The organism is Longimicrobium sp., from assembly GCA_036387335.1.
GTDB lineage: Bacteria > Gemmatimonadota > Gemmatimonadetes > Longimicrobiales > Longimicrobiaceae > Longimicrobium.
Window position 1 is genome coordinate 43843 of record DASVTZ010000109.1, and the last position, 14327, is coordinate 58169.

11 protein-coding genes are annotated in these 14327 nt (G+C 73.4%); 2 read left to right on the plus strand and 9 right to left on the minus strand.

Features of this window, described 5'->3' with window-relative positions:
* Positions 1-2: 2 nt before the first annotated feature.
* From VF647_09980 to VF647_10020, 9 genes are all read right to left on the minus strand, one after another.
* Positions 3-1799, minus strand: coding sequence for a hypothetical protein (locus VF647_09980; GenBank protein HEX8452415.1), 1797 nt, complete (start codon positions 1797-1799; stop codon positions 3-5).
* The gene (locus VF647_09985; GenBank protein HEX8452416.1) at positions 1796-2605 is read right to left on the minus strand and encodes a hypothetical protein; all 810 of its coding nucleotides are present in this window, start codon (positions 2603-2605) and stop codon (positions 1796-1798) included. Before VF647_09985 ends, VF647_09980 begins: the two co-directional genes overlap by 4 nt.
* The gene (locus tag VF647_09990; GenBank protein ID HEX8452417.1) at positions 2602-6009 is read right to left on the minus strand and encodes a hypothetical protein; all 3408 of its coding nucleotides are present in this window, start codon (positions 6007-6009) and stop codon (positions 2602-2604) included. Before VF647_09990 ends, VF647_09985 begins: the two co-directional genes overlap by 4 nt.
* 1 nt (position 6010) lies before the next feature.
* Positions 6011-7573 (minus strand): hypothetical protein, encoded by a 1563-nt coding sequence (locus tag VF647_09995; GenBank protein HEX8452418.1) that lies wholly within the window; start codon positions 7571-7573, stop codon positions 6011-6013.
* A 5-nt stretch (positions 7574-7578) separates the two neighbouring features.
* Entirely contained in the window at positions 7579-8109 is a 531-nt protein-coding gene (locus tag VF647_10000; GenBank protein ID HEX8452419.1) for a hypothetical protein, read from the minus strand.
* A gap of 58 nt (positions 8110-8167) precedes the next feature.
* Positions 8168-9451: a hypothetical protein gene (locus tag VF647_10005; protein HEX8452420.1), complete on the minus strand. Its 1284-nt coding sequence runs from the start codon at positions 9449-9451 to the stop codon at positions 8168-8170.
* Positions 9452-9785: 334 nt separating this feature from the next.
* Positions 9786-10445, minus strand: coding sequence for a hypothetical protein (locus VF647_10010; protein ID HEX8452421.1), 660 nt, complete (start codon positions 10443-10445; stop codon positions 9786-9788).
* A 24-nt stretch (positions 10446-10469) separates the two neighbouring features.
* On the minus strand, positions 10470-11324 hold the full coding sequence (locus VF647_10015; GenBank protein ID HEX8452422.1) for a caspase family protein: 855 nt from the start codon (positions 11322-11324) through the stop codon (positions 10470-10472).
* A gap of 64 nt (positions 11325-11388) precedes the next feature.
* The gene (locus tag VF647_10020) at positions 11389-12297 is read right to left on the minus strand and encodes a hypothetical protein (GenBank protein ID HEX8452423.1); all 909 of its coding nucleotides are present in this window, start codon (positions 12295-12297) and stop codon (positions 11389-11391) included.
* A gap of 143 nt (positions 12298-12440) precedes the next feature.
* Between VF647_10020 and VF647_10025 the strand changes: the two genes are divergently transcribed.
* Complete coding sequence (locus VF647_10025) at positions 12441-13232, plus strand: sigma-70 family RNA polymerase sigma factor (GenBank protein ID HEX8452424.1); 792 nt, start codon at positions 12441-12443, stop codon at positions 13230-13232.
* Positions 13233-13278: 46 nt separating this feature from the next.
* The gene (locus VF647_10030) at positions 13279-14244 is read left to right on the plus strand and encodes a hypothetical protein (GenBank protein ID HEX8452425.1); all 966 of its coding nucleotides are present in this window, start codon (positions 13279-13281) and stop codon (positions 14242-14244) included.
* Positions 14245-14327 lie beyond the last annotated feature (83 nt).

Consider the following 14327-nt stretch of genomic DNA (forward strand, 5'->3'; position numbering starts at 1 on the left):
CGCTAGCTCCCGAAGCCGAGGAGTGGGAGCAGGGCCCGGACGCCCACGTAGAGCCCGTACGCCAGCCCCAGCGCGGCGAGGGTGCCCGCGGCCTGCGACAGGGCGAGCTGCACCCGCGTGGGGCCGCTCTCCCGCTCCAGCGTCCCCGCGATGCGGCGCAGCAGGGCGCTCACCTCCGGATCGCGCCCGTCGCCCTGGTACGCGGTTACGGGGGCGCGCTCCGAGGCGCGGGCGGCGGCTTCCCGCAGCGCCTCGACGGCCGCGGAGAGGCGGCCGTTGACGCTCTCCGCCGCATGGGCCCACGAGGCGGCGGCGCGCTCGTCCACGCCGGTCACGCGGTCGGCCACCTGCTGCAGCACCTGCTCCACGGTGCCGATGGCGGGCTGCGCGCGGCCTACCGCTTCGGCGACGGCTTCCATGCGCGCTACCACGGCTTCGCTGCCCTCGCGCAGCGCGGCGATCGTCTGCTGGACGCCGGCGGCCGTGCGCTCGGCGCCGGCCTGGTATCCGCTCAGGGAGCCGAGCGCATCGTGCAGCGTGACGGCGCTCTGCCGCATCAGCTCGATGCCCTGCTCCGAGGTGCGGGAGCGCTCCTCCACCGTGTCCACGATCCCGTGGTAGGCCCGCGCGACGCCCTCCACCGTCCCGGCGAGGTCGCCCACGCGGCGCTGCAGCTCGCGCAGCTCGCTCCCGGTCTTCTCGTGCAGCGCCTCGTCCTGCTGCGCGGTCAGCTCCACCAGGCGCTCGTTCAGCCGTTCGAACGCCTCGTGGAAGCTCTCCGACAGCCCATTCATCCCCGACTCGAGCCCCTCGATGGCGCGCCCCGTGTCTCGGACGGACGAGGCGGTCTCGCGCAGCTCGCGGACGGCTTCGGTGAGCGGATCGACCGAGCCGCCGCCGTGCAGCCCACCGTAAAGGAACTCGGTGGAGACCAGCTCCAGCCGCTCCAGCAGGTTGCGGCGCCCGGTGGCCAGCCCCTGCGCCATCAGCCCCACGGCGATGGCGCCCACCAGCGCCAGCGCATTGCCCCCGAAGGCATCGGCCACCGCGCGCAGCGGCGCGGCGATGTCGGCGCCGCCCGGCTGCGCCCCGCCCGTCTGCGACACCGCGTCGATCAGCCCGGGGAGCGCCGTCTTTACGCCGGCGAAGGTGCCCAGCACGGCCAGCAGCAGGAGGAGCGACGAGGCGTAGCGCGCGAACACGCCGTACCGCGCCGTGCGCGTCTCCGCGATCCCGCGCAGCTCGTCGGGCGAGACGCGGAGATAGGGGTCGTGTGCTTTCTCCAGGATGCGCCGCACGCGGTCGTCGATCAGCGTCTCTACCTGCCCGCCCGCCTCGGCCGTGTACTCGCGCTCGCCGCCGCGGAAGAGCGACTCGCGCCGCGACGCGGGGGCAAACACCAGCCCGAGCCCCTCGCGGCCGTGCAGGTGGACCCACTCGACGTCCTCCTCCTCGCGGGCCATCTCGGCGCGGTCCTGGTGCACGGTCCACAGGGCCCCGCCGAACAGCAGGATGCCGAGCGCGATCAGCCCGGTGAGGGCGTAGTTCGGTTCCGGGCCGAGGCCCATGAGCTCGCCGATCGCCCCCAGCAGCGTCCCCCTGGCGCGTGCGAGGAGCACCCCGAACAGGGCCGTGCTCGCGACCAGGTAGAAGATGACCCCCAACCATTCGTAGACGGCGGCCGACCGGTTCCCGCGCGGCGGCAGGGCCAGCCGCCCCAGCGTCTTGGGCGGCGCGGTGGGGAGCGGCGGCGGAGCTGGCGTCGTGTCGGGCGGCGGGGCGGAGATCGTATCGGTCATAGCGGCCTCGCCGTCCCTTTGCGCAGCACGGTGCCGGCCGAGGCCACCACCGCGGGCTGGGTGGCCTGGTACCGGGCCCCCGGCTCGCGGCGCTCCCATCCGAAGAAGGTGCTCCAGCGCTGCAGCGCCGCGTCGCTGAGCGGCACTCGCGGGTTCAGCCACACCTCGCGCTCGCCGCCCCTGTGCTCCAGCCACGCTTCGGGCGGGTGGCGGTCGCTGGGGACGACCGCGTCGTTGCGGGCCTCCACGGGCGCCGCGGTGGACGACGGCTCGTAGGGCTGCGCGGCGGCCGGCGGGGTCACGACCGAATCGAAGGCGAAGGGGGCGGGATCGGACCCCCGGGTGTGCTCGTCGCGCCCGGAGCGCAGGCCCAGTTGGCGTGCATCATCCTGCCACGCGCCGCCGTAGACGGGCGACGGGTCCCGCCTGGCGTCCCGGACCGGGTCGCGGTATGCGTCGCGCGCCGTTCCGCCCATCGGCTCGGGGCGCGACGGGCTCACGCGCGGCTGTTCGGCCGCGAGCGCCCCGGAGAGGCCCTGCTGGAGCAGGTCGGCGACGTGCCGGATGTCGTCGCGGAGCACGTGCAGCCCGCGGATCTCTTCGCGGATCGACCTGAGGTCGTCGCCGTGCAGGCGCACGGTGGCCCCGTCCTCCGCACCCGCGCGATTCACCATCCGCATGACGGGGCTCGGCGGCGGCACGTACTCCGCGGCGCGCGGACCCTCCCGCATCCGCCAGGCACGGGCCAGCAGCAGCGCCCCCGCGAGGACGCCCACGCCCGCCAGGGACCAGAGGAGAGCGTTCATCCGTCACCTCGCGCGTAGGCGGCGACGAACGCGTCCATCAGATGCTCCAGTACCGCCCCGGCCTCCACCATGAACAGCGAGCCGGGAAGGCCGTGCGTCTCCCGCAGCAGCCTTTCCAGCCGCCCCCGCGCGGCCTGCTGGATCCCCTCGGCGCCCATCTCCCGCAGCGCCGCCTCCAGGTGATCGGGGAAGGCGGCCCAGGGTCCGCCCACCCCCGCCAGCCGCTCCCGCGCGACCGCCGCCAGCGTGGTGTGGAAGCGGTCGATCTCCATGGGGCCGCTCTCCCAGCGGATGCCGCTGATGGTGTCGCCGGTCGCCTTGAGGTGCGGCGCGATGCGCGAGGTGGCGGCGTAGCGCACCGCGTCGGCGCCGGCGCGCTCGATGGTCACGGACTCGCCGACCACCGAGCGCTGGGCATCTGCGGCCAGGGTGAGCTTCGTGGCGTCGACTCCCGCCACGAGCCCCAGCGCCACTTCGTGCTTGGGCGCGCGGCTCGGCACCACGCGCGGCGGCTTCGACTGCGGCACCCCGCGCGCGGAGGCAAGCACCGAGAGCAGCACCTCGCGAAACGGATTCGACACGGTGTCGCCCCACTCGCGCTGCAGCCACTCCAGGAAGCGGCTTCCGTTCCCCGCAAGCACCACGGCGTCCAGGCGCAGGTCGGGGTGCGTGGCGTCGAGGGCGCGCAGCAGCAGCCCCGTGTGGTGGAAGGCGGCCGCGAAGAAGTAGAGCACCGCGCCCCGGAATGCGCCGTACGCGGGTGTCTCGCGAAAGCGGAGCGCGCCGTCGCCGCGGTACCATGGGGTGCGCAGCAGGTAGCCGAGCGCCAGCGCGTCGTGCCCCTCGCTCTCGAACTTGCGCAGCGGCTCCAGCTGCGACTCGGGGAGCCCGTTCGCCCTGGCCCACGCGGCGAACGCGCGCACGAAGGGGTTGGTGAAGCCCCTGGTGTCGCCGTGGCGCACGCGCGAGCTCACCAGGTCGCGCCCGCCCCAGCGCAGCGAGTCCAGCACCAGCGCCGTGCCGCGCGCGTACACGGCCAGGTCGGTGGTGCCCCCGCCCACGTCCATGATCACGGACGCGTCGCCGGCCACCGTCACGGCGCCGCGGCCCACGAAGTACTGGAGCGCGCTCTGCCCCTCGTCCACGGCGCGGGCCAGCCGCGGGCGGCCGGGTGCGTCCGCCGCGCCCTCGGCGGAGGCTCCCAGCACGCCGCGCCAGCGCGCCTGCAGGTCGCTGAGCCGATCGGCCTCGAAAGCGCGCGGGTAGGCGTACGAAAAGGTGACGTTCTCCGGCCGCACCCCCGCCTCGCGGGCGCTGGCCAGGGCAAGCGCCGCCACGTTGCGCAGGAAGACGGAGGCCAGGAACTCCTCGCGCTCGCTGGTGGACCACTTCAGGTCGTCGGCCACGCGGTTGCGCCCGTCGTCCTTCACCCACCCCGCGAAGGGAACGTTCACCCGCAGCGCCACCGGCTCGCGCCCCGCGTCGGTGTACGACGGGATCCCGGTGACGTGCACGACCGCGCTGTTGAACGGCTCGGGCGCGATCTTCTCGGGGAAGAAGAACGAGTCGGCGGAGAAGGGCAGGTCGCCTTCCGCCCGCGTGACGGCCAGGAGGAGCCTGTCGTGCTGGAGCACCGCCGGGTCCGGTACCCCGTCCTTGCGGATGGCCAGCACGGTGTTGGAGGTGCCGAAGTCCACGCCCACCGTCCAGCGGTCGGCGGAGGGCGCGGGGGCGGGGCGGTAGCGGGGAAGGAGCACGCCGAGCCCCTGCGGCGCCAGGCCGGGACCGCGGTCGGCCTCGAAGGCCAGCACGGTGGGGGCGCGCTCGAAGGCGTAGGTGGACGCCTCTCCGGACCGCTGCACGTGCCCAGCGCCGGGGAGCTCCGCGCCGTCAGCGAACGCCGTCAGCCGCAGCGTCGTCGAAGGGTGGATCGGCCCCGCGGCGGGGTCCAGGCGGAACACCGCGTAGTGGCGCCAGTCGTCGGCCTCGAAGGCGGGCCACACCACCACCTGCGGCCCCCCCTGTTCCTCCCGGATCTGGGCCCCGGTGTAGCGCCGTGTGATCCGGATCTCCTCCGGGTGCTCGGTCCCCACGGGGATGGTGAGCGTCACGCGCACCTCGCCGGGGCGCGGCACGTCTATGCGCAGCCAGCGCTCCACCTCCGCGGGCTGGAACCAGCGGAAGAAGTCGGGCTTGAGCGGAAGCGCGATCTGCGGCTGCGCGAACGGCCCCTGGGTCACCGAGGGGTCGGCGTGGTAGCACTCGTGCCCATACGCGCCCTGCGAGTCCATCGGGTAGCTGAGGATCACCAGCGCGTCGGCCAGCCAGTCCGTCTCGGGAAGGACCCAGCGGCGCCGGTGCGAGGTGCCGGGAAGAACCTCGCGCTCGCGGGTCCGCTCCAGCCCCGCGGGAAGCTCCGTGCGGGGCAGCCCTTCGCCGTAGATGCCGTCGAAGGTGCCGGGAACCAGCACCAGGGGCCGCGGCTCAGGTCCGGTGGTGGCGCGCAGCTCCCAGCGGCTGGGGGGATGGTCCGCGCCGCCCGTGTGGAGCACGACCCCCGCGAAGGCCTGCTCGCCGGCGGGGCGCAGCGCCAGCTTGCGGATCTGCGCGTCGAGGTTCTCGGGGCGCGCCAGCTCACCCTGCCGGTGCCCGGCGGCCCGCCGCGCGTCGTCCACGGAGTCGGCGAGCCACTTGGCCACCCCGCGGCGCACCGCCTCCACGTCCACGTACTCCGAGGGCGCGGGCCGCGGAGCCAGCATCTGCGGGAGCACCACCGTGGCCACGTAGCGCTGGAACGAGAACTCGCGGTCGCGCAGGGGGCGGGCCGGCATCCCCGCCGCGTAGCGGAAGAGGTCGGGATAGTCCTCGTGCGCGGCGTCCTCGGCCGTGAACAGCACGGTGTAGGGCGAAGACGCGAAGACGGGCCGTCCGTCGACCGTGGCGAGGGTGATGACGGGGAGCGCGCTGGCCTCGCGCGTCTCGTGCTGCGCGGTGCGCGGCGCCAGGTCCACCAGCGCGGACGCGTAGTCGCGCACCCGCGCGGTCACGTCGCTCTCCGCCGCCAGCTCGGGTACGCGCACCCGCGTCGTCTCCAGCCGCAGCGTCTGCGGCCCGCACACCCAGGCCAGCTGCAGCGCGTCGAGCATCTCGTTCTCCACCAGCGCGCGGGCCGGGTGCTGGGGGTCGAGCATGGCGTCGCGGAACAGGTAGAGCCGCGCCCACGGGCTGGGCACGGACTGGACGCGCGTGCGGAACGCGCCGCCGTCGTCGTCGCGGGGCACCTCCAGCTTGCCCAGCTCGGCGGGGCCCTCCACCACGCTCCAGCGGCCGGGCGGAAGGTCGGGAACGTTGGTCTGCGGGCGGAACCGCGGCAGAAGCCGGCGGGCGCGTGAAGGCGTGGCCATCTCAGTCCTCCTCCTGGCCGGGCTGTTCGGCTTCGGGGAAACGGTCTTCGGAAAAACGCTCGCTTCCGGCGCGCAGCACCTCCATGAACGCGCCGAACCCGCCGTTCCTGCGGCGCGCGGCCTCGGTGTTCCAGGCGCGGAAGACGTTGAACACGTCGTCCGAGCGCCGCCCCCGCTCGCCGCCGCGGCCGAAGCCCTCGATCAGCGCGTGGGTCGGCACCCGGCTGGGCTGGTCCTCGGTGGCGGCGGCCAGGCGCAGCGCCGGGGTGGAGCGCCGCAGCTCGCGGAGCCACTCCCAGGTGCTCATCCAGCTCTGCCCCACGGCGTCCAGCGCGTCGGAGCGGTCGGACCAGGTGGCGGGCGGCAGGCGCAGGAGCTCCGCCCAGGTCACGCCGTGAAGCTGCGCCGCCAGGTCGGACGGAGACCTGCCGTCGGGGCGAAAGAAGGTGAGAAAAGTGTGCAGGGCCACCAGCGCCCCCTTGAGCGCGCGCCGCGTCCCACGGTCCACCGGGAGGTCGCCCCACCCGGGTTCGTCGCTCCCCACGCCGGTCGCGCGGTAGATGGGGAGCCGGTCCTCGCGCTCCTCGCCTCCGCGCGCCGTGAAGTCGAGCGCGGCCAGCGCCGCGAAGAGCTCCACGTAGTGCGGCGCGTTGGCCTGCGCCTCGCCGCCCAGCTCGTTGCGCGCCTGCTCGCGCGGAACGCCGTCGCCCACCAGGTAATAGGCGCCATAGCCGGGGTCGCGCGCGCGGTCCAGGTAGGTGGGAAGCGCGCCCGCCGCGTTGTGCGCGAAGAGCGCGTTCTCCGGCCGGGGTCCGCCGTCGGCCGGGGCGCCGCCCGGGGTGGGGAGGGTGAAGTAGGGGAGGAGGAGCGCCGCGCCCAGCCTCGCCCGCGCCGCGCCGCGGATGGCGGACGCGCCGGGCCGCTGCTGCACCCCGTCGCGCAGCGCCCTTCCCACGACGGGGAGCGCGGCCGCCCCGGTGCCGCCGAAGACGGAGCCCGCCGCAAAGAACACGGTGGCGCCCGCGGCTCCGTGGTACTGCGACAAGAGCTGCGCGAAGAACGCCTGGTCGCGCAGGCGGTTCATGAAGATGGTGCCCACCGAGGGGACGCCGCGGAAGCCCATCGACAGGTCCATCTCCCGCACGCGGCGCGAGTTGAGCAGGTCGAAGAGCACGCCCAGCTCGGGCGCGTCGGCGTCCATCACCTGCCGGTCGACTCCCGCGGCGAAGCGGGTGTCCGGCATGTAGCCGTCGTCCGCGATGGGCGACCAGACGCGCGACTCGGGGAGGGCGTCCACCACCTCGGTGCGAAAGAAGCCGGTCGCGGCACCGGCGTCCGCCAGCCGCGCGCGCGCCTCTCGATACTGGTCGAGGACGCGGCCCACGCGTGTGATGGCGGCGTTCCCCTGGTCGGGGTCCACCAGCAGAACCCGGAGCTGCGCCGGACCCAGCCCCAGCGCGCAGAGGTGAAGCAGCGGCTCCAGCGCGCGGGCGCCGCTGCCGCCCAGCGCCAGGTACACCAGCGTCCGCTGGCGGTATTCGGGGGAGAGAAGGTTCGCGCTCATCTCGCTCACCCCTGTCCCGGGATCCACCGCGGCCACGGGCAGCCGCGGTAGTGGAAGAAGCCACCCGTGGCAGGCCACCGGCCCAGGAGCCGCGTGGCGAGCAGCGAGACGGCGGCGAAGGCGAGCGCGCCCCAGAACAGCCCCGCCACCATTCGCGGGAGAAGCAGATCCAGCGGGATATCGACGGGGAACGCCGCGGGGCGCGTGCTGCAGCTTCCGGCGCGCGCGTGCACGGGCGAGAACTGGCCCACCGCCAGCGGCACGAAGAGGCAGAGGAGTCCCGCGAGCCCGAGGGCGCCCCACCAGCGCAGCACGAAGCCGCGGTTGAGGCTGGCGCGCGGGAGCAGATAGCACCCCAGCAGGATCGCCACGACCAGCGCGATGGAGACGGCCGCCATCAGCTGCCAGCGCGCCGCGATCTCGGCCGCGTTGTAGAGCCCGCCGGGATCGGCGGGGTCGCCCGCGCGCGGCGGGGGGCAGTCGAGGCGCGCGCCGACCGGCGGAAGCGCCCACAGGTGAAGGAGCCAGAGCAGCATGGGATCTCGTGGCGGATGGAAGTGGATGCCGGCCCGCACGGTGCGGCGGCGGCCTCGGTCAACGGACCAGCAGGTAGCTCCTGGCCAGCGGCGGCGCGGCGGCCGCCAGCGGGATGAACGGCTCGAACAGCCGCCCCAGCCCAAAGGTGCGCTCCGCGTCGGCCGCCTCGCGCGCCTCGAAGTCGGCCAGCCACGGGGGCGCCCCCGGTGCGCGTGCCTCGATGCGGTACAGCGTGCCGCAGGGCTCGCCCTCGCCCGCGGAGACGCAGTCGTCGCCGCCGGGGCTGAACACCTCGACCCCCGTTCCGCCCGCCGCCGCGCGCACGGCACCCGTGCCGCCCTGGCGCCTCCATGGCGACGCGGCGGAGTCTGCCGTCACCGGCCGCGCGAACAGCTCCAGCCGCGCCCCGGCGAGCAGGCGGTCGAGCAGCCTCCCCGCCGGGGTGGCGCCGTCGGTCGGAGCCAGCTTCGCGCGAAAGGGGCGGGTGGCGGGTGACGCCGCTTCGAGCTTGGGGACGGTCGCGGGGGCGGTGAGCCAGGAGGCGTCGTATTCCACGCCCTCCTCCTGCGCCGCCCCATCGGGCCGCAGCTCGGCCGCGGCGAGCGGAGCGGTGGGAAGCGGATGGCCCCACACGTGCTCGAAGAGGCCGGCGAGCTCCGCCGCGATCCGCACCCCATCCCCCGGCGCCGCGAAGACGAAGGCGTAGAGCGGGCACTGGCGCGCGGTCTGGCCCTCGCCACCCGCGGAGGCGGCGTGGCAGCCGGACGGGTCGCCCTCGACGGGACGGAACGGCGCGCGCGACACCGCGACGAAAAAGGTCCCGCGCGCCTGCCCCCACCGCAGTGCGAGCTCGCGCATCCTGACGAACTGGCGGTGGGCGAAATCGGGGTTGCCGCGCCGAGCGTCGCCGATCACCACGTGGCTCCAGGCGAGCAGCGTGTCGCGGGCGACGCTGTCCAGCGCATCCTCCATCTCGGTGTCCCGGTCGCCGTAGAACTCGCGGTTCCCGAGGACGTCGATCCCCGCGTTCGGCTCCAGGCGCACGCTGCTCCCGAACCCGTACACGCGCCGCGGCCCCAGCCGTGCCTGCAGCCCGTCGATCACCGAGCGGTAGTCGACCCGCGTGGGGTACGCCGGATCGAGGAAGCCGCGCATGCTGCGGCTGCGGTCCGCGTAGACGGCCACGGGATGCGCGAGCGGACCCATCCCCCACCCGGCGCTGTCCGGCGCCTCCACCCATCCGCGGACGACCTCCTGCGTGACCGCCTCGCGATCGGCCGGCGTTCCGCACGCGGCCATCGCCACCACGCAGGCGAAGGTCAGGCGCGAGCTGGACTGCATTCTCAGAGAAGCCACGTTCACCATTACGCCACGTGTGGAGCGATCCCAAGACGATCCGATGCGGCGCCTCGCTCGCGCCGCCGAGATCCTTTGTCGGCACCGCCTCCGCGTTTTCCCCAGACCGTCTCGACAGAAGTTCCGTGCAGTCTCAAGGGTGGAGATCTCACGCAAAGGCGCGAAGACGCGAAGGAAAGACACGGAAGCCCTTTCTTTGCGCCTTTGCGCCTTCGCGTGAGACCATTCCCTTTTTGCCGGGCACGACGAACAGCGGCAGCAGGAGCACGCGGCCGATGCCGGTGCTCTACTGTCGAGTTGAAGATGGACGAAGGGAGGTTCAGCGTGCCGCCGGGCGGCTCCATCGCCTTGCGGCGTCCGGCGGGGCAGGGGGGCCGGCGGGCGCGACGAGCGGCACCGCCGGGTCCACGCCGGGGCGGATGCGCAGCACGGGGATTGCGGACGCGGCGAGCGCCTCGCTTTCCAGCCGGCCGACGGCCAGGTCGAACGACGCCTGCACCGGCTTCCCCATCCCCAACGCGCCGTAGAACGCCTCCGCGAAGACGATGGACGCTGCGTCGCCGAGGGGCTGCTCCATCCCGATGGCGTAGTCCACGACGACGCCGAGGGCCTCGACCATCGGAAGGGTGTCGCACCCGTTCAGGATCACGACCTTGATCCACTCGCTCAGGAACCCGAACAGCTTCGCCAGCGCCTCCTTCTCCACCACGCCCCGTCGCCCGTACGCGTCGGCCAGGTGGATGGCGCCGCGGCCCTCGCCGGGGCCGGCGAAGTGCACGATGCGCGGGTCGTGCAGCAGCAGCGCATCCTGCAGGTCGCGGGTGCGCGGCGCGAAGCAGGGCACCAGCTTCACCCGGTCGCGCGCGCAGCCCCTGCGGATGGCGCGCTCCACCCCGCGCACCTCCGTGTGGAGCCGCAGCGACGCGCCGTCACAGAACGGGTCCGACGCCAGGAACAGCGCTTCGACGGTGTCTTGCATCGGGTTTCTTCCGGGTGAACCGTATCAGCCGCGCATCACGCCGCGCATCACCGGAGCTCCGCCGTCGCGCATCACCGGGATGTCCAGGTGAAACGCGGTCTGCAGCGGGAACTCGGTGTCCTCCCTGCCCAGCATGATGATCTGTGGCTCCTGCGCGGGGTTCTCGTCACGGACGCTCACGCAGAGCCGCTGGTGCAGATCGCAGAAGGTGCCGCGGAACGCCCCTCCGTCCCAGATCTTCAGCAGGTGCTCGAGGTAGAGCCCCTCGCGCGCCCTCTGCCTTTCGCCCGCGCCCGCCATCAACAGCACGCTGGCCTGGATGCCCTCTTCGTCGAGAGTCTCGCGTGAGATGCACGACGACGGCACCTCCTGCACGTACTGCTTCACCCCCCGTAGCGGGCCGCCGGAGCGGTATACCGGGCGGCGTAAACGCGGCGGACGCTCGGCCAGCAGCTCGTCGCCGTAGCGCATGCCGCCCGCGAAGCAGCTCTCGCTCACCACCAGCACGCGCGTCCCGGCCGCCGCCTTCCTCCAGATGTCCATGAGGTCGTCGTCCACGAGGTTCCCGTCGTACAGGCACCACGTCTCGTCCAGGTCGTCCCGCTCGTCGCCGTTCTCGTCGGTGACCTGCGAGCCGTGGCCGGAAAAGGAGACGAAGAGGGTGTCGCGGGGCCTCAGCGCCGCCGCCGCGGCCGAAAGGAGAGCGTGGACGGCGCCGCGGGTGGCTTCCGCGCCGCACAGCATGTGGATGGCGCCGTACCCCGCCTGGTGCGAGAGCTCCGCCATCTTCCATGCGAACCTTTCGCTCATCGACAGCCGGCCGTGGCGGTTCGAGGCCGGATCGTTCACTCCGATGTGGATCGCGATTCCGCGTGCCATGTCCGCTCTCCGGCGTGGGGTACGGGCGCCGCCACGGATGCGGCGGCGCCTTGTCGTCGTGGGATCAGTCCCCTCCGCCGCCCCCCGTCCCACCGCCGCCGCCGGTCCCGCCGCCGCCCGCGCCGTCATCGCCCCCGCCGCCGTCGCCGCCGGAGCCGGCCACCAGGCAGGTGAACGGAAGCCCGCCCATCTCGGGGGGAATGGTCACGCACCCGTCGGCGAGTGGCGGCGCCTCGCTCGCCGGTCCGCGGTACCTCGGGAGCAGGGTGGGCACCGGGCCGCTGAAGAGGCCGTAGAAGGCGGCGAAGTGCGGGGGCGTGAAGCCGCGCGCGGGCACCGGCTGGTGCTCCACGGGGAGCGGCTCCGGCGGCAGGTCTTGCGGGGGCTCGTGATACACGATCAGATTCACCCTGCCGTTCATGGGGAACAATGTCCCCAGCGCCTTCTGCCCGCCCCCTCCGCCGATGAGCTCCGACACCAGCGTGAGCTGCTCCCCTTCCACGTCGGCGATCTCCCACTCCACGCGGTTCGCGATCGGGCGGAGCTCGCCCGGGCGCCATTCCCAGCACACACCGGGCGATACCCGCGTGATCTGCCCCGCGCCCAGCGTGACGCGCGCCGCCAGCTTCTTGGAGGTGTCGGCGCCCAGGTGGTCGGCATCCACCTGCTGTCCCGTGATCTCGCGCAGGTTCGGGATGTGGCCGCACAGCGTGAGGTTGGCCTCCTCGCCGGCCACGGGAATCAGCTGCCGGCCAGTGAGCGGGGCCATGGCGGTGAGGCCGGTGGGCGTGCCGCCCGGCGCCAGGTGCCCGGTGTCGTACGCCAGCGCCGCCACGTGCCGGTCCTCGCCATGGTGGTGGTGGCCGGACATGCCAGGCATCAGCACGTGCATGCGGCCGCCGGTTCCGCTGGCGGCGGGCTCGGGCACGAAGAGGCAGAGTCCCGAGAAGGTGATTCGTAGTGTGAACGCCATCGTCGTTGCGGCCCCGTCTGTGGGTGGTCGTTCCGTTCCGCCTGGCACGGGCCCCGGCTGTCTTCCGGGTGCCTCCCATTCGTCGGACGCGTTTCCAGCGTTTCCCACCCGCGGTGCTTGGGGAACCATTTGTGGGGCCGCACATGCTTGAGCCCGATACCGTCGAAGCCGCCAGGGCACTCTTCCTCGAGCACCTGACGTGGATCGACAGAGCCGCCGCGATCGCCTGCGTCAGAAAGGGGATCCACGGCGCCGACGCCGAAGATTTCGCGGGAAGGGTGCGAATGGCGCTGATCGAGGACGACTATGGTATCGTGCGCGGCTTCGACGGCGGCTCCGAATTCAAGACATACCTTTCGACCGTGATCGCGCGCCTGCTCGTCAACTTCCAGCGCGAGGTGGGCGGACGCTGGCGCGGTTCGATGGCTGCCCAGCGGCTGGGGCCGCCCGCCGACGAGCTGGAGAGGCTCGTGCACCGGGAAGGGTTCACGCTGCTGCAGGCGGGGGAGAAGCTGCGCACAGAGGGGCGCACCACCCTTTCCGATGCCGAGCTTGCGCGCCTTTTCGGCCAGTTACCAGCGCGCACGCCGTTGCGTCCCGAGGTTCAGGAGCCGGTGACGGGGCTCGAAGGGCAAGATGACTCACGGGCGGATGACCGGGTGATGGAGGCCGAAGCTGACAGCCGGCGCGTGGAGATCGTGCGTGCGCTCGACGCGGCCATGGGACAGCTCGATCCGGAAGAGCGGATGATCGTGAAGCTGCGCTACGCCGATGGAAACACCCTGGCAGACGTGGCGCGTACCCTGCGCCTGGATCAGAAACCGCTCTACCGTCGCGCACCGCGCCTTCTCGCCCGCCTGCTCCAGCTCCTGGAGAGCGCCGGGTTGCGCCGGGACGACGTGCGCGGCTTCCTTAATGACGACGACGAATCATGAGCACGCAAAAGCGCGGGCGTCGAGAGCCCCTGGCAGGAGGTTGCCGGTGAGCGATCACGAGAGCCGAAACAAGCGGGTAGCCGCCTTCCTGGACGGCCGCATGGACGCGCGTAGCCGCGAGGACATGCTGGTCCACCTCGCCGGGAGCGACGAGGACCGCGAGGTTGCCGTTGGCGCTGCGGCCATCCTGCGCCAGCTGGAAGAGGAGGACGCCGCCGCGGCTGCTTCCGTGGAGGAACCCGACTCTCGCGAGACGGCGGTGATCCCCCTTGACACGCGCCGAGCCGAGCCCGCTCGCGAGCTCCGCCGACGCGCGCCCGTCTTGCAGTGGCTCGCGGCGGCGGCGGTGCTGGCGGGGATCGCGCTGTTCAGCGGCCGTGCGCTGCAGGACCGCGCCGCCGGCGAGCCGGTGCGCATCGCCGCGCGGCTGGAGCACGGCGCCGAGGGCCTCCCCGCGGGATGGACCGAGCGGCGCCCGTGGACCTCCGCCCGCGGAGACGACCCCGGCCGCGCCCTCACGCCCGGCGCGCGGCGGGCGAGCTCCGCGCGTGCCGGCGCGATGCTGGTGGACCTCTCGGTGGCGGTGCAGGCGCGCGACGCGGCCGCGACGCGCGTGCTCGCCGCCCAGCTCGCCGCCCGCTTCGACCCCCAGGGCGGCCGCGCCGGCGCCCCACGCAAGATCACCGACAGCGCTGGCGGAAGCCCCGAGCGCCTGCGTCCCCTGATCGGCGAGGCCACGAAGCGGATCGAGGACCGGCTGGACCGCGACGTGCTACGACTGGGAGCCTGGACCGAAGCCGCCGGCCTTGCCGCCGCGCGGAGGGACGCCGCCTTCTTCCGCGACCGTTCGACGCGGCGGATCCTCGACCGCGCCGGGCGCCTCACCCAGGCCGATCCGTCCGCCGACGCTGCATTGAAGCAGGTGCGGCTCCACCTCTCCGCCGATCCTCCGCGCTGGGAGGCGCTCGCCCCCGCGCTCGACGCGCTGGCCCGCGAGCTCGCGACCGAGTAAAACAGAAAAAGCATCACACAGAGAACACGGCGGCAACAGAGAGCCACGGAAACCCTCTTCCGTTCTCTCCTTGCCCCTCTGCG

What these genes read in the sequence shown, in the direction of transcription:
- VF647_09980 (HEX8452415.1), bottom strand. Translation starts at nt 1,799, where the DNA reads ATGACCGATACGATCTCCGCCCCGCCGCCCGACACGACGCCAGCTCCG.
- VF647_09985 (HEX8452416.1), bottom strand. Translation starts at nt 2,605, where the DNA reads ATGAACGCTCTCCTCTGGTCCCTGGCGGGCGTGGGCGTCCTCGCGGGG.
- VF647_09990 (HEX8452417.1), bottom strand. Translation starts at nt 6,009, where the DNA reads ATGGCCACGCCTTCACGCGCCCGCCGGCTTCTGCCGCGGTTCCGCCCG.
- VF647_09995 (HEX8452418.1), bottom strand. Translation starts at nt 7,573, where the DNA reads ATGAGCGCGAACCTTCTCTCCCCCGAATACCGCCAGCGGACGCTGGTG.
- VF647_10000 (HEX8452419.1), bottom strand. Translation starts at nt 8,109, where the DNA reads ATGCTGCTCTGGCTCCTTCACCTGTGGGCGCTTCCGCCGGTCGGCGCG.
- VF647_10005 (HEX8452420.1), bottom strand. Translation starts at nt 9,451, where the DNA reads ATGCAGTCCAGCTCGCGCCTGACCTTCGCCTGCGTGGTGGCGATGGCC.
- VF647_10010 (HEX8452421.1), bottom strand. Translation starts at nt 10,445, where the DNA reads ATGCAAGACACCGTCGAAGCGCTGTTCCTGGCGTCGGACCCGTTCTGT.
- VF647_10015 (HEX8452422.1), bottom strand. Translation starts at nt 11,324, where the DNA reads ATGGCACGCGGAATCGCGATCCACATCGGAGTGAACGATCCGGCCTCG.
- VF647_10020 (HEX8452423.1), bottom strand. Translation starts at nt 12,297, where the DNA reads ATGGCGTTCACACTACGAATCACCTTCTCGGGACTCTGCCTCTTCGTG.
- VF647_10025 (HEX8452424.1), top strand. Translation starts at nt 12,441, where the DNA reads ATGCTTGAGCCCGATACCGTCGAAGCCGCCAGGGCACTCTTCCTCGAG.